The organism is Arthrobacter sp. B0316-1-20, from assembly GCF_059091865.1.
This window is the reverse complement of sequence record NZ_JBNHHC010000007.1, coordinates 273823-295212: the sequence shown is the minus strand read 5'-3', so window position 1 is coordinate 295212 and position 21390 is coordinate 273823. Positions and strand designations below refer to the sequence as shown.

Genomic DNA, 21390 nt, shown 5'->3' with positions numbered 1-21390 from the left:
GAGGCTGGACCGGGCAGCTGCCCCGGACACCCTGCACCCCAATTACGCTGGTGATATGGAATCGCCGATCGACAGCTACTTGCGCACCCTGCACGCCGAGGTCTCTGAGCTCCGGGACGGCACCCCGTACCTGGTTGGTCCTGCCTCCGCGGTGGTCGATCCGGACGACTTCGGGATCTGCCTGGCCACCGTGGACGGCTACGTCTATGAAGTGGGAACCACGCGCAAGGAGTTTACGCTGCAGTCGATCTCCAAGCCGTTCAGTTATGCGCTCGCGCTGGCCGAGCTTGGGTTCGACGCCGTGGACCAGAAAGTGGATGTGGAGCCATCCGGGGATCCGTTTAACGAGATTTCCCTGGCCGAAGGTACCGGCCGCCCCGCCAACGCGATGATCAATGCCGGTGCGCTCGCCGTCACCGGAATGATTAAAGGTTCCGGTGGTCGGTCAGCCATCAAACGGATCGTCAATACGTACTCTGATTTCGCCGGCCGGAAGCTGAAGAGCAGCCCGCGCGTGTTCGAAGCCGAGTTGCGCAACAGCGACCGCAACCACGCGCTGGCCTACCTGCTGAGCTCGTTCGGCATCATCGAAGACAGCCCAACTACCGCGTTGGAGAACTACCTGCGCCAGTGCTCGGTGCAGGTGACCTGCCGGGACCTCTCCATCATGGCGGCGACCTTGGCCAACGGCGGCACCAACCCGGTCACCGGCAACCACGTCATGGACATCGGGCCGGTGGAACGAGTGCTGTCCGTCATGATGACCTCGGGCATGTACGACGACGCCGGTGACTGGGTCAGCCATGTCGGGATGCCGGCAAAGTCCGGCGTCGGCGGCGGCACCTTGGCAGTGCTTCCCGGCCAGGTAGGAGTAGCTGTGTTTTCCCCGCCGCTCGACGCCCACGGCGGGTCGGTCCGCGGCATTGCCGTGAGCCGGCGGTTGTCGGAGGACATGGAAATGCACTTTGTCCGCTCGGCGCGTGCCGGACGTTCTGCGATCCGCGCAAGCTACGACATCACGACCGTCCCTTCCGGCATTCGCCGCACGGAAGAGTCAGCCGAGGTGTTGCGGGAGAACGGTCATCGCGCGCAAGTGATCGAGCTCAGCGGTGACTTGCTGTTTGCCGGTACGGAATCGATGGTCCGGGAGATCAGCTCACTCCCGGACGATGTTGAACTGGTGCTCTTGGACCTGCGCCGTGTAGATGAAATCGGCGGCGTGGCACTACGCATGTTCGCCCGCCTGGAGGAAAACTTGGCCGCGGACAACCGTGAACTGCTGCTGATCGATCCCGAAGCCACTCTCGCCGACGTCTTCACCGACACCGGTCGGCCCGTGCCGGTCTTCGATACCCGCACCGGCGCGGTTGAGTTCTCCGAAAACCGGCTCATTTCCCGCTATGGTGATCCGCTGGGCGTGCCAACGTCGGTGCCGGTGGAGCACTCGCTGGCCTTGGGCACGCTGGAGCCGGATGAGATTGTGGCGCTAGTGGAACGCATGGAGCCCGCCAAGTACGACGACGGCGAGATCGTTCGCCGGGTCGGCCAACGGTTTGGCGGCGTGTACTTCATTGTCTCCGGACGGATCAGCACCATCGTCACCGACTCCGAGGGACGACGGGTCAAGCTGAGCACGCTGAGCGCCGGCATGACATTCGGCGAACTGGCGCTGGGCAGCGAAGACCGGCAAGAAACCACCGAGAAAGCGGACGGCCCGGTTGAGCTCATGGTGCTTTCCTCCGAGGCAATTGAGGAACTGGAGGAACGGGACCCACGGCTGGCGATGCGTCTGTGGAAAGCGCTCACCCGGGATGCCTACACACGGGTGGACCAGTTCCTGCGGGAGACGGCTGTCCGGATTCGCGACTGAGTGCTCAGCCCCAACGCCGTAACCGAAAACCGGCCCGGGCGGGCGGCAGCACAGATCAACTAGAGTTAAGGGCAGTCGTACCACCCGCCACATTCGGCACCAGAACCCACACCCGCCGCGGTCTAGCCGTGCCTAGCTCCCGGCGGAGGCTGCAGAAAGGAATGCGTGAACTTCTTCGAATTCCTCGTTAACCGGGCCGACGACATGCTGGAATTGGGCATCGAGCACGCGGTGCTCGTGGGCGTGTCTGTTGTGCTCGCCACCTTATTTGGCGTCACTCTGGGCATCTTCACCTATCGGCATGAACGGCCGCGTGAATTAGTCCTCGCTGTCACCGGCGCCTTCCTGACCGTTCCCTCGTTTGCCTTGTTCATCCTCCTCATAGGCCCACTGGGCCTGGGCGCCCCGCCCGTGGTCGTCGCGCTCACCCTGTACGGCCTGCTGCCCATTGTCCGCAATACCATCACTGGGCTGCGCGAAGTGGACCCTGCCATCGTCGAATCGGCCAAGGGCATGGGCATGAGCCGTGTCCAACGGCTGCTGCGGATCGAACTGCCGTTGGCGTGGCCGGTGATCATCACCGGCATCCGTGTCACCACCCTGGTCCTGCTGGGCATTGCTGCCATCGGCGCCATCGTGCTGGGCCCCGGTTACGGAGAGCTGATCTTCACCGGTCTGGCGCGTGTGGGCACGCCCGTGGCCGTCAATTTGGTGCTGGCCGGCGCCCTGGGCGTCGTTGTCCTCGCCATCTTGTTCGATCTGCTGTTCTACACCGTTAGCAAGCTGACTACCTCCAGAGGAATCCGATGACCCTGCCTGAACATCAGACCCCGCAGCCCCGCCCGGTGAAGATCCGCCTGCAAAACCTGTCCAAGCGGTTTCCCGGACAGCAGGACAACGCGGTCGACGACCTGACCATAGACATCTACGAGGGCGAGATCGTGGTGCTGGTCGGCCCGTCGGGGTGCGGCAAGACCACCACCATGAAGATGATCAACCGGATCATCGAACCCACTTCGGGCCAGATCATCCTTGACGGCGAGGATGTCACCTCCACCGACCCGGACCAACTGCGCCGCCGCATCGGCTACGTCATCCAGCAGGTCGGCTTGTTTCCGCACATGACCATCGGCGACAACGTAGCCACAGTGCCCAAGTTGCTGGGCTGGGACAGCAAACGGATTTCCGCCCGGGTGGACGAGTTGCTGGAAATGGTCAATATGCCACCGGCAACGTACCGCAACCGCTATCCCAAGGAACTTTCCGGCGGACAGCGGCAGCGTGTCGGGGTGGCGCGTGCCCTGGGCGCTGATCCGGAAGTCATGCTGATGGACGAACCGTTTGGTGCCATCGACCCGATCACCCGCGACCGGCTGCAGAACGAATTCCTGCGCCTGCAGTCGGAGGTGCGCAAGACCATCGTGTTTGTCACCCATGACATCGATGAAGCGATCAAGATGGGTGATCGGATCGCCATCCTCCAAGACCACTCCCGAATTGCCCAATATGACACTCCGGAACAGATTCTGACCGCTCCCGCGAATGACTTTGTCTCGGACTTCATTGGCAACGGCGCGTCGTTGAAACGGCTGAACCTTAGCCGCGTGTCCGATATCGGGCTGACGCAGTGGCCGACCGTCCGAATGGACACACCCGCGCAGGAAGCGTTGGAGCAACTGCGGCGCAGCGACCGCTCTGCGCTGCTGGTGCTTGATGAGGCCGGACGGCCGCGCCGTTGGGTCGGTGCGGACGACCTGCATCGGGCAGGCACACGCGCGCTGGATGGAATTGGGCTGCCGCCGGAAGCAGTGCTGGAACCGCGCGCTACCCTGTCGGATGCACTGAACGAGCTGATTACCGCCCGCTACAGCGTGACGATTGTCGTGGACTCGCACGGTGTCTACCAGGGCGTGGTGGATATCGAGCAGATCAACGAAGCCATCCGGGCAATGCGGGAAAACGCGGTGACCCGCGCCCGTGCCGGACTGGGCGAGATGGCCGGCGCTGGACAGGCGGGTGAATGACATGGCCGGGGCGACCGCACAGGACACGGCGCACGACCGGGACCTTGTTGTGCAGACACCGGCCAGGACGCGACACCGCACCCTGACCGGTTATCTGGTGATGCCGGTGCTCTTGGCGCTGGCCTGCCTCGCCTTGTATCTGTACGTCAGTAGCCAGGAACTGGACAGCATTGAGGCGCGCGTGCTGGCCCCGGCCAATCTGGCTAGCGCGGTGTGGGAACACGTGCAACTGACCGCAGTCTCCACGCTGTTGACGCTCGTCATTGCCGTTCCGTTGGGGATCTTGTTCACCCGTCCCTTCACCCGCCGGGTCCGGCCATACCTGATTACGCTCTTGACCTTGGGGCAGGCTGTTCCCACCATCGCGGTCTTGGTCCTGCTGGCCGTGGGATTTCTGTTTCTGGGGTTCCAGGCCGCCATCGTGGGCCTGGTGCTTTACGCCATCATTCCTGTGCTGCTCAACACCATGGTGGGCCTGGAACAGGTTGACGACTCCGTGCTGGAGGCCGGGCGCGGCATGGGAATTTCCAAGCTCGGCGTCTTGCGCCGGCTCGAACTGCCGCTGGCTGTTCCCATCATCCTGGCCGGTGTCCGCACTGCGCTGGTGATCAACGTGGGCACGGCCACCCTGGTGACCTATATCAACGCCGGCGGACTCGGAGACATCATCGTGGCCGGATTGTCGACGAACCGCGTGCTGATCCAGATTGTCGGCGCAACGCTCACCGCGATACTGGCATTGCTGATCGATTACTTGGCGAGCATCGCCGAAGACTTCCTGCGCCCGAAGGGGCTTTAGACCATCACCGACACGACGAAAGAGGAACGATGAAAGCGAAAACTTCACCGAAGACGGCGCTCGCCGCGTTGGGCGCCGGCCTGGCCTTGCTGCTGACGGCGTGCGGCGGCGGTGACACCGGCGGCTCGACCGGTGACGGCGAGCTCGCGGGCGCGAAATTCGCCGCGGGCTCCAAGGAATTTACCGAATCCATCCTGTTGGCCCAGATCACCGCCGTCGCGCTGGAAAATGCCGGTGCCACGGTTGAGGACAAGACCGGAATCTCCGGCAGTGCAACCGTGCGCGAGGCCCTGGAGTCGGGCCAGGTGGACTTCTACTGGGACTACACCGGAACCGGCTGGGTCAATGTCCTGGGCCACACCACCGAGGACGTGCCGGAAAACCTCTACGATGCCGTCGCCAAGGAGGACGCCGAGAACGGCATCGCCTGGCTGGAACCGGCACCGTTCGAAAACACCTACCGCATTGCCGCGAAGACGGAATTTGCGCAGGCCGAAGGCATCACCAACATGACCGAAGCCGCCGCGTTCATCAAGGAGAACCCGGACCAAGGCGCCGTCTGCGCTGCCAGCGAGTTCATCAACCGCGACGACGGGCTCCCGGGCCTGGAAAAGGCCTACGACTTCGAATTCAGCAAGGTGGTGGAGCTCGACCTGAACCTCATCTACCCGCAGGTCGGCGAATCCTGCCAGTTCGGTGAAGTCTTCTCCACCGACGCCAGAATCGTCTCCAACCAATTGACAGTGCTGCAGGATGACAAGGACTTCTTCGTCCCCTACCAGGGTGCGATGACCCTGCGCCAGGAGACTCTGGACGAATACCCGGCCATTGCGGAGATCATGGCCCCGATCAGCGCCGCATTGACCAATGAAGTCATCACCGAGCTCAACGGCCGCGTGGACAACGACGGCGAAGATCCCCGCGACGTCGCCTCAGAATGGCTGAAGGAGCAAGGCTTGGCGGGCTAGCAGCCGACCGCCGCACCCATCCACGGCCGGCGGCCGCCTGTCTCTTGGACTGGCGGCCACCGGCCGTCTTCATGCTGACGCTAGGCGGCTCGGGTCTCAGGCTTCCGCAAAGCGGCCCACCGTCTTCTGTGCATCGATCCCCGGCAGGGCAGCGGCAAAGATGCGGTAATAAGCCAGTTCCTCACGGGTCCGCAGAGGCGGGTCCAGGACGCCGGCGTCGCGCTCCAGATCCGCTTCGCTGACTGACGCCTCAAAGTGTTCCCGGAGCACATCGTTCATGCCGGTGCCTTCGCCGAACTGCTCCTTCGGCCGCCAGAGCACCTCGTCGGGAACCATCCCGTCGAAGGCTTTGCGCAGCAGCCACTTCGCCGGCCGATCCTCGCCGGTCAGCTTCCACGCTGGTGGCAGCGCCAGGGCCAGTTCCACCACGTCCAGGTCCAGGAAAGGCAGCCGGGGCTCCACGCCGTGGGCGCCGGCCACCCGGTCAACGCGCTGCAGCCCGCCGATGGGCATGCCTTCGATCGTCTCCAGCAGTTCTTCGTGCAGCGCCTCGCCGGTGTCGTGGCGGCCGTAATGGGTGTACCCGGCGAACAGCTCGTCCGCGCCCTCGCCCACCAGCACAATCTTGACGTGTTCGGCCGCCAACCGGGACACCAGGTAGTTCGGCACCGCACTGTGCACCAGGGTGGGGTCGAAGGATTCAAGCTTGGCAATGACCTGAGGCACCAGCTCGATCGCGTCCTCGGCGGTGTAGACCAACTCATGGTGCTCGGTGCCGGCCGCGTCCGCCATGGTGCGGGCGGCCAGCAGGTCCGCGCTTCCTTCCAGCCCGACGGCGAACGTTCTCAGCGTAAGCCCCCGCTCTGCCAGCTTCTGGGCCGCCACAGCCGTGACGATGCTCGAGTCAACTCCGCCGGACAACAGCACGCCCACCGGAACATCGGCGGTCAGGCTCCGTTCGATCGCCCGGACCAGGGTGTCGCGGAGGGCATCAAAGACCCATTGCGGCGGGTCCTCGTCCGGTCGCCGGCTCTTGAGCAGCACCGGGGCTCCGGCCGGGAAAACCGGGCCTGCAATCAACCCGTCCTCCGGGGTCCAGGCATGACCCGGCGGGAAAGGTTCCACCAGGGGCCGCCATTCGTCGTCGAACGCCTTCATCTCCGAGGCAAACAGCACCGTCCCCTCCCGGCGCGCCCAGTACAGTGGGGCCAATCCGAGGACGTCCCGGGTGGCGGCGAACCTCCCGTCGCCGCCCGCCATCACCAAGGCAAACGGGCCCCATAGCTTCTCGAAGGCGGCGATGCCACGTTCTTCGTACAACTGGAGCGCGGCCTCCAGATCGGACCGTGTTCTGAAGCGCTCGGCCCCCAGCCGCTCGCGGATCCTCTGATAGTTGTAGATTTGACCGTCGCCTACCAGCCACGTCCCGCCGTCGCGCCCGGACAGCGGCTGCTGCCCGTGCTCGCGATCCACAATCATCAACTGGCGGCTTCCCAGCCACGACTGTCCCACCTGCCGCGAATCCGAACCGTCCGGCCCGCGGTGTGCCAGTCTGTCCAGCATTCGTTCGCCCGTTGTCGCGTCAAAGTCTCCGTAAGCTGCCACTATGCCCGAAATTTTGCATCCCGCCTTCTCGCTTGCCCACACAGGTATGGCGTCGCGCGCGGCCGGCTCTCTGTCCGGCTCGTGGCGCTGCGACGCGGTTCCTCCAGCATAGCCAGCGGCCGATGGCGCCTCTCCCCGGGCTCCAAGGCCCGGCCCCATCGCCGTCGCTCCTTAGACTGGTAGGCATGACTTCAACGCTGGTGGCCAAAGACCTCTCGGGCGGCCACGGCCACCGCGCCCTGTTCGCCAACCTGAACCTGACCGTCGCTCCCGGCGATGTGGTGGGCGTGGTGGGCGCCAACGGCGCCGGAAAAACCACGCTGCTGCGCATCCTGGCCGGCGTGGATGCGCCGCTGGCCGGGTCGGTGAGCACCGCGCCGTCGGATGCGTTCATCGGCTGGCTGCCGCAGGAACACGAGCGGATTCCCGGCGAGACCATCGCCGCGTACATCGGCCGGCGCACCGGCGCGGCCGAAGCCACCGAAGCGATGGAGTCGGCCGCCGAAGCGCTGGGCTCCGGCTCCAAGCAGGCCGACGACGCCTACGCCGCCGCGCTGGACCACTGGATGGCCAGCGGCGCCGCGGATCTGGAGGACCGGATTCCGCCCGTGCTCGCCGAACTCGGGCTGGATGTTGGCCCGGACGCAGCCATGACCAGTCTGTCCGGCGGTCAGGCCGCGCGGGCGGCGCTGGCTGCCTTGCTGCTGAGCCGGTTCGATGTGGTGCTGCTGGACGAGCCCACCAATGACCTGGACCTGGCCGGGCTGGCTCGGCTGGAGTCCTTCGTGCAGGGCCTGCGCGGCGGCGTGGTGCTGGTATCCCACGACCGCGAGTTCCTGGCCCGCTGCGTCACCACCGTGGTGGAGCTGGACCTGGCGCAGAACAAGGTGGCGGTGTACGACGGCGGCTACGACGCCTTCCTGGAAGAGCGTGCCGTGGCCCGCCGCCACGCCCGCGAGGCCTACGACGAGTTCGCGGAGAAGAAGGCCGATCTGGTGTCCCGTGCGCGCACTCAGCGCGAGTGGAGCTCGCAGGGCGTCCGGAACGCGATGAAGAAGAACCCGGACAATGACAAGATCCGCCGCCGGGCCAGCATGGAATCGTCCGAGAAGCAGGCGCAGAAGGTCCGCCAGATGGAGTCCCGGATCGCCCGGCTGGACGAGGTGCAGGAGCCGCGCAAGGAGTGGCAGCTGCAGTTCAGCATCGGTGCCGCCCCGCGCTCCAGCTCCGTGGTCGCCACGCTGAACCAGGCCACGGTGCGCCGGGACGGCTTCACGCTCGGTCCGGTTTCGCTGCAGGTCAATGCCGGCGAGCGTATCGGCATCACCGGCCCCAACGGCGCGGGCAAGTCCACCCTGCTGCGCCTTTTGCTGGAACATCAGGAGCCCGACGACGGCGCTGCCGCCTTGGGTGCCAGTGTCGCCATCGGCGAGATCGACCAAGCGCGCGGCCAGCTCGCGGAGGACCAGCCGCTGGGCGCAGCCTTCGAGGAGCTGGTGCCCGACTACAGCCAGGCCGAGGTCCGCACGCTGCTGGCAAAGTTCGGGCTCAAGGCGGATCAGGTGGCCAGCACGGTCGGCGCGCTTTCCCCCGGCGAGCGCACCCGTGCCGCCCTTGCCCTGCTCCAGGCCCGCGGTGTGAACCTGCTGGTGCTCGACGAACCCACCAACCACCTGGACCTGCCCGCCATCGAGCAGTTGGAGCAAGCGCTGGACAGTTACGACGGCACCCTCCTGCTGGTCTCCCACGACCGCCGCCTGCTGGAAAACGTCCGGCTGGACACCCGTTGGGACGTCGACGCCGGCCACGTCACCGTCCGCTGACCGCACCGCCCCCGTTGCGGCGCTGAGGCAGCCAAGGAAAATTCCGCCGTCGCACCCCTTGACCAGTCCGGCTGGCGGCACTCCTTCTGACGGCTTACCGCCCCAAAAAATTCCCCATTGTGTACCGACACATCGACGCCTACCCTTTTGCCAAGGGCAGGAGCTCGCCATGGAAGTCACCCTTTTTGTTATCGACGTTGTCCTCGCCTTCGCCCCTTTTGTGGTGCTGGTGTTCGGCCCCGAGCGGCGGGCAGAGCGACCCGTTACACCGCGTCGCCGCTCCGCATCCGGCTTGGCCGCTTACCGGCGCGCCAGAAGGAAGGCAGCCCCGGAAGTGGTGGGGCTTTCACTCAACCCGCCCACGCCGGAGGTCGGCGGAGGAACCAGCGCGCCAGTGCGACTGCGGCCAGCCCGGCGGCCCATGCGACCGAGGTTCCACCGGCCCCCTCAAGGCCACTCCCGAGGAACGCGTCGAACGGGAGCCTAATGCCGGACGGGCCCTAGGCAACGTTCCGGCACCCTTGACCGCACCCGCACCATCGGAGTAGGTTCTTAGTCAACCGAAAGGTTGATCAAGGGAAGAGTTGAATACCGTGACCGATGGCAGCGACGAGGCACTCCTGGACCGGGCGTTCATGGCCCTGGCCGATCCGGCCCGCCGCCGCATCATCGCCCGGCTCAGCCGCGGACCGGCAACGGTCAACGAGCTGGCCGAGCCCTTCGACATCACCAAGCAGGCGGTTTCGAAGCACATCCAGGTCCTCGAGCAGGCGGAACTGGTCACCCGCACCCGGGATGCCCAGCGCCGGCCCGTCCACCTGAACGCCGCACGGCTCGAGACGCTCACGGCGTGGATCGACCAATACAGGCTGGTCCGCGAGGCGCAGTACCGCGGGCTGGATGCCGTGCTCAGTCAACTAGCCAAGGACAAACCATGAGCAATGCACTCACAGTGACCGTCCCCGACGGCGTCCCGTTCATCGAAACGGAACGAGAATTCGACTATCCAGTCGCCGAGGTCTTCCGAGCCCACAAGGACCCTGAGTTGATCAAGCAGTGGCTGGGGCCGCGCGGCATGAAGATGGACATCGACCACTACGATTTCCGTTCCGGCGGCAGCTACCGGTACCTCCACACTGGCCCCGACGGCGTTCAATACGCCTTCACTGGCGTCTTCCATACGGTCCGCGAGAACGAGTTCGCTGTCCAGACGTTCGAGTTCGGCGGCTATCCGGATGTTGTCAGCATCGAGTTCATGACATTCGAGGACCTCGGCAATGGACGCTGCAAGTTGATCGGCCACTCGGTCTACCCCTCGCTCGAGGCACGCGACGGCATGGCCCAGTCCGGCATGGAAGCCGGCATGACCGAGGGCTACGAGCGGTTGGACGAACTGCTCTGCGGCGTCCGGACCGGGTAAACCGCAGGAGACCCACTGCGGCGAAGGGGTTGGAGTCTGCTGGCTCCGACCCCTTCGCCGCGCCGTTCGCTCGGGCAGTTAACCACACCTTCCGCCGGGCAGTCTTCGGCCACCACCATTGGCGTCGTCGAGATTAGAAAGTATGCTGAGGATTCCCTGCACCCGATACGAAAGGTGGTTACATGGCCAACGATGATGAAGGACGCAAGGAAGTCGCCAAAATCCTGAAGGACGCGGACATTGCCGTCCTTACCACTGTCAATGCCAGCGGCCAGCTGTTCAGCCGCCCGTTGGCACTGCAGGAAGCCGAGTTCGACGGCGACCTGTGGTTCGTGACGCAGGATCCCTCGCCCAAAGCCGATGAAATCCGCGGCAACCCCCACGTCAACGTTTCCGTCAGCGGATCAGACGGTTATCTGTCCATCTCGGGCATGGCCAAGATCGTCCGCGACCAGGCGAAAATTGACGACCTGTGGGGCCCCACGATGGAGCCGTGGTTTGAGAACGGCAAGGACGACCCGACGGTTGCGTTGATTCATGTCGAGGCGCACACAGCCGAATACTGGACGCCGGACTCCCCCAAGGTGGCCACGCTGTTCAAGCTGGCCAAGGGGATGGTCACCGGTAACAAAGCTGACGACATCGGCAAGAACGACGTCGTCGACCTTTAGTGCGGTTCCTGCCGCACGGCACCCACCACACATTTAAGGAGTCAGCAATGTCCGGAAATCTCTTGGCCCGTTCTGTGCACGACCTTACTGCCGCCGCCTGGTTCGGCGGTTCGCTGATGGGCGCAGTGGGCCTGAATGGAGCGGCCGCCACCGCCGAGGATCCGCGCGAACGCACCCGATTGTCTAGTGCCGGATGGATGAAATGGGCGCCGGTCCAGACTGCTGCCTTTGCAGCACATCTGGCTTCCGGCGCGTCCTTGCTCATGGGCAACAAAGGCCGGATGCTCAAGCAGGAAGGGGTCATGCGGGACACCGTCATCAAGTCCGCTGTCACCTTAGTCGGCGCGGCCGTCACCCTCTACGCCGGCATGCTGGGCAAGAAGGTGGAACGGCTGGCTGAGGAGGGAGCCGAGGGTGCCACTGAGCCCTCCCCCGACGCGTCGCCGGAGCTGAAGGCCGCTCAGACGCAACTCAAGGCGCTGCAGTGGACCATCCCGGCCTTCGCCGGCACGGTCATTGCACTGGGCGCCAAGCACGGTGAGATGCAACGGCCCACCTCCTTCCTCGGGGGCCTGCTGAAGCACTGACCAAACCGGCGAAACTCCGGGCGGGCCGGCCGGATCATCCGGCCGGCCCTTCCCGCACTGCCGGCAGGAAACCTTAGTTGGGCGGGGATCTCCACGCGGCCGCAAGCGGCCTTGGTCGATCACCGGCGCTAAAAGCCGGCGGCCTTGGTCGATCACCGGTGCCCGCGGAGAGTCAGCCCCGATAGCTTGTGCCTCGCAGCTACCATAGGTGAAACGAAAACATCAGACGGCAGAAGTGGGGTACGGGCATGCCGGCAGCATCATGACGGCCACCAAAGCGGCGGCCGCTTTGTCGTGGGCTGCCATCGCCGGCATTTCGGCCGCGGGCCTCCTGGTGCTAGTGCAGGTTGTAGCTGCCTCATTCGCGGCGCCGCCGCGTCTCGGCCTGGTGGCTGCCATTTCCGTGGCGGTACTGGTCCTGGCCTGGCACCTGCGCGTGGATACGCCGCTGATGCGGCGCCAGACCACGGCCGCGATGACCGCCGTCGTGATTATCTGTAACGATCTCACCGCACCGCTTCACCAGACTGTCGCGGTGGTGGGAGTCGGGCTGCTGGCCACCCGGGTGGTGTTCCGGCGGTTCCGCTGGGCAGATCTATATTGGTTCATCAGCCGCCTGCTCGCCGCCGCAATCCTCATAGCGGTGTTCCAAGCTGCCCAAGCTTCCGGCTTGATCTGGCCGGCCGCATTGCTGGCCGGCTGGCTGGCCTTCTTCCTCACGGCGATTGCGGTCGAGGGCGCCTTCACCACGTCGACGAAACGGCGCAGCACGTTCCGCAACGGCATCGGCTGGCCCCCGGCGCTCGGCACGCTGGCCATCAACCTTCTCCTGTGCCTGGCCGGGCAGCACGCCGCCCAGCAGTTCCACCGCGACGGCGTTCAGTCGTTCTTCCTGGTCTTCGCCTCGGTCTTGGCGCTGGCCGTGACAGGCTGGTTGCGCAATGCCGACCTGCGCCGCCGCCTCACCGGCTTGGTGCACGCCTCGCTGGAGCTGCCCTGGAGCCCCGACGGGATCGACAAAACCCTGCTCGCCGCGGCCAGTTCTTCCGTGCGGGCGGACAAGGTCACCCTCCAGCCCGAGGCTCCTGGGGACAAGGAAATCGGCGTCCGGATGCGCCGCTGGGACGACGGCGACAAGTATTTGGTGGCGTCCCGCAACGGCGGGGCCCAGTTCACCGAAGAAGACGAGCAGGTGCTGGACGCGCTGGCGCACGTGGGCAGCATCATGGTCCGGCACGACGAACTGGTGCACGAGCTGCGGCTGCAGGCGGACACCGATGCGCTGACCGGGCTGGGCAACCGCCGCACGCTGTGGCACCGGCTGACCGAAATCAACACCGGCCGCCGCCCCGGCGAGGCGATCGCCGTCGTTTATCTGGATCTGGACGAGTTCAAGTCCGTCAATGACCAGCATGGTCACGACGTGGGCGACCTGCTGCTGACGGCCACCGCCCAGCGCATCCGCTCGGAGATCCGTCCGGCAGACGTGGCCGCGCGCATCGGCGGCGACGAGTTCGTCGTCGTGCTCCGCGACGTCGGCAGCGAGGCCGACGCGCGCACCGCCGCCGAGCGCATCGCCGATGCGATCGCCCGCCCGCTCCCCATCCGTGGCGGCACCCTGCAGGCCCAGGCCAGCATCGGTCTGGCTTACTCCGACCGTCCGGCCAAGGACATCGAGGAGTTGCTGCGCAACGCGGACGCCTGCATGTACGGCAACAAACGGATGCAGCAGCGGCTGCGTGAGGCCGAGCGCGCCGGCTCCGGTTCCGAGACCAGCTTGGCTGTGGCCGTGGAGCGCGGCATCCGCCGGCACCTGCTGCGCGTGGCGCTGCAGCCCATCGTCGCACTGGATCTGGATGCGATCGTCGGTTTCGAGGCGCTGGCCCGCTACCAAGACGAGGACTTGGGCATCATCGCGCCGGACCAATTGGTAGCCGAGGCGAACCGGCTGGGCCTGCTGAACGAACTGACCCTCCAGGTGATCGACGGCGCGGCCGCGGCGATGGCGAAAATCTGCGAGGTCGCCAGCGTCCGTTCCATTGCCATCAACGTGGAGCTGGGCCAGCTCACCCCGGGCTCCCCCGTGGTGGACCGGTTGCGCCGGATGCGCGCCGAAGGACCGGAACTGAACATCATCATTGAGTTGACCGAGAACTCGCTGGACACCATGACCGAGGAGTGCCGGACCATGCTGGCACAGTTGCGCGGCGAGGACTTCAGGATCGCCGTGGACGACTTCGGCTCCGGCTACTCCTCGATGAATTCGCTGACCGAGTTCGCCTTCGACATCGTCAAGGTGGACCGCGCACTGGTGAGCGGGCCCGACGGCAGTGCCCGGAACATCGTGGTCAGCCACCTGATCGCCATGTTCACCGCGCTGAAGGCAGATGTGGTGATTGAGGGCATCGAGACCGCCGAGGCCGTGGAATGGCTGGCCGGCTGCCCGGATCTGAACGCCCAGGGCTTCTACTTCGGCCGCCCGATGTGGCCGGACGAGCTCGTTGCCCGGCTGGAAACCCACGGCACGGCGGCCCGCCCGGCCTCGGTCATAGCCTCCAGCCCCGCCATGGTTGAATAACGACGGCGGAGCTCACCTCCCGCCGTCGGCCGGGCACTTCTTAGCTCACAGCCTGCTTGACTAGCTCGGCGATTCTGACCGCCCCGGCTTCACTGAGCTGCGACAGTGCGTACGACGTGGGCCACATCCCGTCATTGTCATCGAGATTCGCGTCCTCGTTGAATCCGAAAGTCGAGTAACGCACTTTGTCCACCTGCCCGCTGCGGAAGAAACAGACGACCTTCCCGGATTTGGCGTAGGCGGGCTGGCCGTACCACAGCTTGGGCAGCAGTTCTGGAGCTGCAGCGGTCACGATGTTGTGGACGCGCTCCGCGATATCGCGGTCCGGCAGGGGCATCTCCGCGATCTTCGCCAGCACTGCCGACTCATCGGCTGCTGCTTTTTTCTTCTGCTTCTCGGTGGTTTTGGGCTCAGCTGCCATTACACGGCTCCTCTAGTGGCTAGTGGGTTTCTCCTGCTTTGAAGCTACGCCAGCTGCTCCAGGGCCTGGAGTTGCAGCACGATCCACGGGCTGAAGGCCCAGGGAGCCGCAGTTGCGGCGGTCTGCAGGTCCGACGGGCGCACCCAGCGGTACTCGGCCACTTCGTCATCCCTCGGATCGGGCTCGCCCACCGCCAGCGCGGTGTAGACCGGGCAGAACTCGTTCTCCACGATTCCGGAAGCGTCCACCGCCCGGTAGCGGAAGTCCGGCAGCACCAACTGCAGGTCTTCGAGTTCCAGCCCCAGCTCGTAGCGCACGCGGCGCCGCACGGCGTCGGCCATCTCCTCCCCTGGCGCAGGGTGTCCGCAGGCGGAATTGGTCCAGACACCCGGCCAGGTCAGTTTGTTCAAGGCGCGCCGCGTCACCAGCACTCGGCCGTCGGCGTCGGAAATGTGGCAGGAGAATGCCAGGTGCAGTGGCGTTTCTCCCGTGTGGATTGCGGCCTTGTCGGCCACTCCGGCTGGCTTCAGGTTCTCGTCCAGCAGCACTACCTGCTCGATGGTTAGCTGGCTCATCGCGGCCAACGGATTCCGGGCTGCTGCCCCTGCCAAGAACGCACGCAGCGGTCAGTCATGGTCATACCAGCCATTGTATGGTCGACATCCGTCGCTTGAGGACGGAGCCGGCTCGGGTCAGATGGCAGCTATGCCGCGACGATGCGGCCAATTGATCGACGGTGGTAGACCATGGGCGCCTGTTCGGCGGTGCCGAGATTGTGTACGGAAAAAATCACGAGCACATGATCGCCGGCGGGGATCTCTTGCTGGACGGAGCATTCCATCCAGGCAGCGGCGCCCCGGATGAAGAGTGCGTTACCGGCAGAAGCATGCGTCTCCACGCCAGCGAAGCGGTCGAGTGTCCGGGACGAGAGCTGGAGGGCCATGCCGCCCTGTTCCTCGGACAGAACGGAAATGCCGATCCGTTCGCTGGACCGCAAGGCGTTCCAGGTGTTGCTGTTGTTCTGGACGCAGATGGATACCAGCGCAGGGTCCCAGGAGACGGTCTGGAAAGAGGAAGCCGCAAATCCGGCCTGCACTCCGTCCAATAACGCACAGACAGCCACTACACCGCTGGGGAACTGCGCAAAGACCTGCTTCGTCGTGGCGCTGGACGCCTGTTCAACGATGACGGGGCTTTGATCGACGGCGGTAGCTGTCATGGCTGACTCCTGCTGTTGGGGCTGATTTCCGGCTTTCCGGTTATCTCCAGTCTGGTTGGGCGAGATGTGCGCCGCGATGTAGGCCAACACAGTGAAAAGCAAATCCTTTGTGCCTGAGTGACAAGCCACAGAAGGCACTGAAGGTTTGCCAACGGCGCTCCGGTTGCTACTGCGACCAGCCGGGTTAAATGCTGCAAGCCCCGTCCGGAGAAGGACGGGGCTTGCAGCCTGAAGACGCTCGCTGATGCTGCGTCAGGTTCAGATGGGACGGTCCAGCTGGAGCGCCTTGAACGCAGCTCCCGACGGGTCCGTCAAGACGGCCCAGCGGCCGAAGGCAATGGGCTGGTCCTGGACGTTGACCCCTCCTCCGGCAGCGCGCCGGCCGCGACGGCACGGGCAACGGCGGCATCGACATCGTCGGCGCCGAGGTAGACCAGCCAACCCACTGCTGCAGGTTCTGCCGACGGATCGACGCGCAATCCAGCAACCGGGATGCCGTCCAGGGTGAAGAGGCCCGTGTCGCCATCGAGGACGAGCTCCCAGCCTAGAATCTGCTGGTAGAACTCGGCAAGTCCGACCGTTGTGGCAACGGTCAGTTCCTGCCAGACGCTGGTTCCGGCGGCCAGGGAGGTGGTCGAGTGTGTTGGAGTCATGTGTGTTCCTCTCATTTCGATCCTGGTCACGCGCGCAGGTGCGCGGTTCCGGTGTTGACCGAGAACAGTTCGAAGGTGTCGGTGCGCGTACGGGTGGTCAGGATGTCGCGGAAGTAGCGCTGCAGGCGGGCACCGTCCGCACTGTTCTGGCTGCCGGCGTTGCGCAACATCAGTTCAACGGCCTTCCAGACCAGTTCCTCGACAACAAAGTAGACGCCGTTCAGTCGCATGGACCGTGATTCGTCGAAGGCTTCGAACCCGGCAGCGGACCGTGCTGCATATTCCTCGTAGAGCCGCGAGCTGTTGACCAGGATGGACTGCGCTCCGTCGACGTAAGAAATCGCCATGCCGAGGACCCGCTGCCATTCCTCGTAGTCTCCTCGAATACCGCCATCTTTGATCCACGGATGCCGGGTCTTCATGATGACCTTTTCGAATTCGTCAACGGCCGCGTACCCCAGACCAACCGACGTTGAGGCCACTTCGCCTTCCGCGAACCCGAAGAACGTGCCGGCGTAGACAGGATTGTTGTGCAGCTTTGACCCGACAGTTTCACCCGAGTTGGCGGCAGTCCACTTTTCCTCGGAGATGCAATGGTCGGGAACGAACGCTTTCTCCGCCTTGATGCTGTTCGAGCCCGAACCGCGCATGCCGATGACCCGGCCCCAGTCATCCTGCACCTCATAATCTTCGCGGCGCAGGATCATCCAGACCCGGCGTTCCGGTTCGTCTGGCTGCTCTGCCGGAAGGAAAGCGGTCGCCATGAAGTGGGTGGAGTAAGGGGCGCCGGAGCAGTACCGCCAGAAGCCGCTGACTTTCCAGCCTCCGTCGACTCGTTCCACAGTAGTGTTTTTCCCGTTTCCGCTGGCCGGGCAGACGATGTGGCCGTGCTCGCCGAAGACCTCACGCTGCGCGCGCTCTTCAAAGAACGACCCCAGCGTCAGCGCATGCCCGGACGACAGGGATAGGCACCACGCCGTGGAGGGGCAGCCACGCGCCACTTCGGCAATGACTTGGTAGAACGCGGAGACGCCCAACTCAAGGCCGCCGAACATTTGCGGCTGCAGCATGCGGTAGAAACCGTGCTCCAAGAAGTACTCATGCACCTCCTGCGAGTATTGCCCGTCCACTTCTGTCTGGGCCTGGGCTTCACGCAGCTTCGGGCGAATGTCGCGGGCGCGTTCCAGAAGCCGCTCCAGTTCGTACCGGATCCGCGGATCCTTCTCTGTGGGAACCTGCAGGCTGAAGGGGCCAGCCAGGCCAGGCTCTACGGATGCTGCCGTAGCAACCGCCGTATCGGGAGCGGTCTGCACCGAGGCCTTTGCAGGGGCGGTCGCGACATATGCTCGTGTCATTGTGAGGTCTCCTTGCGCATCACGAGGTGTGACTTGTGGCTCAAGTCTGGGACTCGGGGAGGTCACGAACAATGTCCGAGGCTGACAACAATTGACGCCACAGTGGTGCCTGACGCACAATCACCTTGTCCCTTTCACCCTTTGACAGTGCGTAAATCACAGAAGTTGGACCGACTGATGCAAGATGCCGATGATGACTATGCTGCAGATATTGGGCAGCACGCCGCTCAACGTGTCCAGCCAGCCGCACCCGTTTCGCAGGGTGCCGGCACATCCGAAACCGGCTTGTGGAGCTTGATCCGCGCCGCTCGTATCGGTGGACTGCAAAACATCGTGGCTGCATTGAGGCAGGCGCTGGGCGCAGACAGCGCACTGTTCGATATCAACGGAAACACCTTGGCTGCAGCGCCCTCACGAACCATCTGGAACTACTCACTGGTTCTGGAGGCAAGCCTCGGCGCCGGAACCGGCCTTCAGGTCGCCGCAGCACGGGTCTTCGTCGATAACGAGGCCGTCGCCATCCTTGCCGTCCATGACCCAGCGCCCACCGGCCGCTTGCTGGAAGCGGCCGTTGATTTGGTAACTCTGGAGATCGGCCGGCTGCGCGCCCGCCAGGATGGCAAGCGCGAGCTTACGCAGCATGTCATCGAAGACCTGGTCCAGCATCGCGTCTCCGAGGCGGAGGGACGAAGCCGGTTGCGCAGCATCGGGTTTGATCCGGAATCGCAGTACAGAGTGCTTTTGGGACAGGCCAACATGCGGCGTGAGCGCTTGCTCTCAGTACCGTGGAACATTCACACGCTGCTGAGCAACCAGCACGAGCCATTCGTTCGGGTTGTGGTCGACGGCCGCATCTTCATGATCGTGCCGGAGGATCCGATGGTGGACCGGATCGCCGCTTCTCTGCTCAACCACATGAAGGAGGTGGGCAATGATGCCGTGGTAGGGGTCAGTTCGGTCCATACCGGCGCCACCGGCATCCGGGCCGGATATTTCGAAGCCCTATCGGCAGCTTCCGGCGGCACCGGAGTTCGCCGGCCGGACATCGTCGACCTCGGCCAGTTGCTGGTGCTGACCAATACCACGCTGCCGCTGGCGGACTTGGCCGCATCCGCGCTGAAACCTTTGGCCGATTACGACGGCCGCCACGGTACGGAACTCGTGACGACGCTGCGGGCGTTCCTTGCGGCCAACCGCTCCTTTGCGGAAACAGCTGAAGCCTTGTTCATCCACCGCAATACGCTGCGTTACCGGCTCCGGCAAATCCATGATCTTCTGGGGCACGACGTCGCATCCACGCGCCACCTCACAAACCTATGGCTCGCCCTGCACGTCACGTCCGTTTCGGACGAACGCTAGTTCCTAGTCCTGCTGCCCCAGATCAACAAAGTCCTCCAGCATCCCCGCGCGGTCCGCCCCTTCGACCGGGACCGGCATGCGCTTTTCGGGCGCATAGTAGCGGCTCAGCCCGAATGTTTGGCCAAAAGGATCCCGGAGCACTGCATAACGGTTCATCGTGCTGTTATTAGCCGGCACAATGATGCGGGAACCGGCCTCGACTGCCCGCGCGACGGCGAGGTCTACATCGTCGACGTCGAAGTAGACGAGCCAGCCAGATTCACCAGCTTCAAGGAAATAGCCGCCGAACTGCACGAACCCTGCCACAATCTGGCGGTTGTCGTACAGCAGCCGGAAGTCATAGGGATCATTGACAACGTCCAACCGCTGCAGACCCAACACCTGCTGGTAGTAGTCGGCAGCAGTCTGTGTGTCGACTGCGGAATAGTCGACGTTCGTTTGGCCCACGCCCTGAACATCGGCCGGTGGGGAATCGGCAACGCCGGTCCAGACGCCCTGGCCATCGACCACGTAGGTGCGCCGCTCGCCGTCGGGCTCCGTCAGGACCAAGACGGAGCCCCCTTCTGCTGCGGCCCTCTGCCCCGCGGCCTTAACGTCCGGCAACTGAAAAAACGGGATCCAGCCGCCGCTCGGCCCCTCGGGCCGCTTGAGGGCGACAGAGAAAATTCCCCGTCCACGCAGCCTGGCGCTGGTGTCCCATGTGCCGGCATCGGTCTCCGGAGCACCCAGCAGCCAAGCATAGAAGTCAGCGCTGGCGGCCGGGTCCGAGCTGACTAGTTCCATGCCGGACAGCCTGCAGGTGGAAATCTTGGTGTGCACAGTTTGAGTATGCCGCATGGGGCCATGCCCGCGCAGTTACTCCACGGCAGTCACCACCCTTCTGGACGAAACTGGCCCCGGGCATCCCGCCCGGGGCCAGCGAACCGGAGCTATCCGGAACAGGTGTCAGTCACCCAGCAGAGCGGGCTCCTTCTCCCAGATGGACTGCAGGGACTCGCGCTCCGCGGCGATGGATTCGGCATCGAACCGGAAGTACGAGCGCGGCGGCAGCATGCCCCACACGTTGGAAGAGTGCCGGTCATCCGGGTATTCGCGTGGCACGTGCGTCTCATCCAACTGTTCAATGTCGCAGTACAGCTCGATGAAGCAGTCCGCTTCCGGCAGCCGGACGTAGCCAGCCAGGTTCCCACCGATGCCGTGTCGCACCGGGCCCCAGGGCATCACTCGTCCGTACTGGGCCAGATGGTCAAAGGACTGGCGGATCTGGCCCCAGTCAAGCATGTCGAATGCGATGTGGTGGAAATGCGCCTGGCCGGTGTTGACGAACGCCATGACATGGTGGTCGGCACCCACGTGCAGGAACGCACCGGCGTCGGCTCCCAGCTTATCTGCCAGTTTCATGCCCACCACGTTCAGGTAGAAGTCCACCTGTTCGCCGATGTTCGCAGTCAGGTAGTTGACGTGCCCCAGCTTGCGGGGTGCACCAATGCGGTGATTGCGGGTGGTTTGGCGCCATTCGCGCGGGTAGCGGTCCTGGCCCTGCTTCGGCCGGTACTCCACGAACTGGATGCCGTTGCCTTCGAGGTCGGAGAAGGTCACGCCCTCGTCCGAGCGGGTGAATTCCACCCGGTGTTCCTTCAGATGCTTCTCGGCGTCGTCGAGGGTCAGTTCCGGCGCCAACTGGTAGGCGGCGTGGATGATGCCGGCAGACGGAGCCTTTTCCAGAATCAGCGACGGCTTCTCGTAGTTGCAGGCCAGGAAGGTCTGTTTGCCCTCCCGGCCGATCTCGGTCAGACCAAATTCGTCCTGCCACTGCTGAGTGGAAGCATCCAGGTCCTCTACGCCCATGACCACATGGTCGATGTCGTGCAGCTTGATCATTGTTGCTCCTTATTCACGGTTCCGGTGGTGGCCGGCAGCCGCCGGGCCTTTCAATCCTGGAATTTTTCCTTCAGCTGTTTATTTTGCTGAACACGTAGATTACTATAATCAACAGAACGAACCTCGGCAAGACTTTTCGAGCCGCCACTGAGCCCCT

Annotated in this window: 20 protein-coding genes; 12 read left to right on the top strand and 8 right to left on the bottom strand. The window is 64.4% G+C overall.

All coding sequences use genetic code 11. The features are described from left to right. Positions 1-55: 55 nt before the first annotated feature. The 5 genes from glsA (at position 56) to AC5RW2_RS14425 (ending at position 5661) form a co-directional block, all read left to right on the top strand. Entirely contained in the window at positions 56-1870 is a 1815-nt protein-coding gene (gene glsA / locus AC5RW2_RS14445) for a glutaminase A (protein WP_493963303.1), read from the top strand. Positions 1871-2035: 165 nt separating this feature from the next. After that, the gene (locus tag AC5RW2_RS14440; protein WP_493963302.1) at positions 2036-2680 is read left to right on the top strand and encodes an ABC transporter permease; all 645 of its coding nucleotides are present in this window, start codon (positions 2036-2038) and stop codon (positions 2678-2680) included. Next, a complete protein-coding gene (locus tag AC5RW2_RS14435) occupies positions 2677-3894 on the top strand; it encodes a betaine/proline/choline family ABC transporter ATP-binding protein (protein ID WP_493963301.1) in 1218 nt (405 codons plus the stop codon). The genes AC5RW2_RS14440 and AC5RW2_RS14435 overlap by 4 nt, the downstream gene beginning before the upstream one ends. Before the next feature lies 1 nt (position 3895). Further along, positions 3896-4693, top strand: coding sequence for an ABC transporter permease (locus AC5RW2_RS14430; RefSeq protein ID WP_493950940.1), 798 nt, complete (start codon positions 3896-3898; stop codon positions 4691-4693). A 29-nt stretch (positions 4694-4722) separates the two neighbouring features. Continuing rightward, entirely contained in the window at positions 4723-5661 is a 939-nt protein-coding gene (locus AC5RW2_RS14425; protein ID WP_493950941.1) for a glycine betaine ABC transporter substrate-binding protein, read from the top strand. 96 nt (positions 5662-5757) lie between these two features. Here the strand turns inward: AC5RW2_RS14425 and asnB are convergent, their stop codons facing one another. After that, positions 5758-7308 carry an asparagine synthase (glutamine-hydrolyzing) gene (gene asnB, locus AC5RW2_RS14420; RefSeq protein WP_493963300.1) on the bottom strand — a complete coding sequence of 517 codons (1551 nt, stop codon included), beginning with the start codon at positions 7306-7308 and terminating at the stop codon, positions 5758-5760. Between the two features lie 143 nt (positions 7309-7451). Between asnB and AC5RW2_RS14415 the strand changes: the two genes are divergently transcribed. The 6 genes from AC5RW2_RS14415 to AC5RW2_RS14390 all read left to right on the top strand — a co-directional run bounded on the left by AC5RW2_RS14415 (position 7452) and on the right by AC5RW2_RS14390 (position 14345). Then, positions 7452-9089, top strand: coding sequence for an ABC-F family ATP-binding cassette domain-containing protein (locus AC5RW2_RS14415; RefSeq protein ID WP_493963299.1), 1638 nt, complete (start codon positions 7452-7454; stop codon positions 9087-9089). Positions 9090-9724: 635 nt separating this feature from the next. Continuing rightward, on the top strand, positions 9725-10027 hold the full coding sequence (locus tag AC5RW2_RS14410) for an ArsR/SmtB family transcription factor (RefSeq protein ID WP_493963491.1): 303 nt from the start codon (positions 9725-9727) through the stop codon (positions 10025-10027). Continuing rightward, a complete protein-coding gene (locus tag AC5RW2_RS14405) occupies positions 10024-10509 on the top strand; it encodes an SRPBCC family protein (protein WP_493963298.1) in 486 nt (161 codons plus the stop codon). The genes AC5RW2_RS14410 and AC5RW2_RS14405 overlap by 4 nt, the downstream gene beginning before the upstream one ends. A gap of 182 nt (positions 10510-10691) precedes the next feature. Then, the gene (locus AC5RW2_RS14400; RefSeq protein WP_493950945.1) at positions 10692-11180 is read left to right on the top strand and encodes a pyridoxamine 5'-phosphate oxidase family protein; all 489 of its coding nucleotides are present in this window, start codon (positions 10692-10694) and stop codon (positions 11178-11180) included. A 47-nt stretch (positions 11181-11227) separates the two neighbouring features. Next, complete coding sequence (locus AC5RW2_RS14395) at positions 11228-11767, top strand: hypothetical protein (RefSeq protein ID WP_493950946.1); 540 nt, start codon at positions 11228-11230, stop codon at positions 11765-11767. A gap of 208 nt (positions 11768-11975) precedes the next feature. Next, positions 11976-14345, top strand: a complete 2370-nt coding sequence (locus AC5RW2_RS14390; RefSeq protein ID WP_493963297.1) for a putative bifunctional diguanylate cyclase/phosphodiesterase — start codon at positions 11976-11978, stop codon at positions 14343-14345. A gap of 40 nt (positions 14346-14385) precedes the next feature. Here AC5RW2_RS14390 and AC5RW2_RS14385 read toward each other — a convergent pair whose 3' ends face one another. The 5 genes from AC5RW2_RS14385 to AC5RW2_RS14365 all read right to left on the bottom strand — a co-directional run bounded on the left by AC5RW2_RS14385 (position 14386) and on the right by AC5RW2_RS14365 (position 17993). Beyond that, positions 14386-14766 (bottom strand): DUF1801 domain-containing protein, encoded by a 381-nt coding sequence (locus AC5RW2_RS14385; RefSeq protein ID WP_493963296.1) that lies wholly within the window; start codon positions 14764-14766, stop codon positions 14386-14388. A 44-nt stretch (positions 14767-14810) separates the two neighbouring features. Continuing rightward, complete coding sequence (idi, locus tag AC5RW2_RS14380) at positions 14811-15341, bottom strand: isopentenyl-diphosphate Delta-isomerase (RefSeq protein ID WP_493963295.1); 531 nt, start codon at positions 15339-15341, stop codon at positions 14811-14813. Between the two features lie 128 nt (positions 15342-15469). Continuing rightward, on the bottom strand, positions 15470-15985 hold the full coding sequence (locus tag AC5RW2_RS14375) for a flavin reductase family protein (RefSeq protein WP_494074087.1): 516 nt from the start codon (positions 15983-15985) through the stop codon (positions 15470-15472). Positions 15986-16296: 311 nt separating this feature from the next. Beyond that, entirely contained in the window at positions 16297-16638 is a 342-nt protein-coding gene (locus AC5RW2_RS14370; protein ID WP_493963293.1) for a VOC family protein, read from the bottom strand. Between the two features lie 26 nt (positions 16639-16664). Then, the gene (locus tag AC5RW2_RS14365; protein ID WP_493963292.1) at positions 16665-17993 is read right to left on the bottom strand and encodes an acyl-CoA dehydrogenase family protein; all 1329 of its coding nucleotides are present in this window, start codon (positions 17991-17993) and stop codon (positions 16665-16667) included. Positions 17994-18140: 147 nt separating this feature from the next. Here AC5RW2_RS14365 and AC5RW2_RS14360 point away from each other — a divergent pair, with 147 nt between their 5' ends. Continuing rightward, the gene (locus AC5RW2_RS14360) at positions 18141-19352 is read left to right on the top strand and encodes a PucR family transcriptional regulator (protein WP_494074086.1); all 1212 of its coding nucleotides are present in this window, start codon (positions 18141-18143) and stop codon (positions 19350-19352) included. Positions 19353-19355: 3 nt separating this feature from the next. On the opposite strand, the gene AC5RW2_RS14355 is transcribed toward AC5RW2_RS14360, so the two are convergent. Both AC5RW2_RS14355 and AC5RW2_RS14350 read right to left on the bottom strand, forming a co-directional pair. Further along, positions 19356-20171 (bottom strand): VOC family protein, encoded by an 816-nt coding sequence (locus AC5RW2_RS14355; RefSeq protein WP_493963290.1) that lies wholly within the window; start codon positions 20169-20171, stop codon positions 19356-19358. 126 nt (positions 20172-20297) lie between these two features. Next, entirely contained in the window at positions 20298-21233 is a 936-nt protein-coding gene (locus tag AC5RW2_RS14350) for a VOC family protein (protein WP_493963289.1), read from the bottom strand. Positions 21234-21390: the final 157 nt, after the last annotated feature.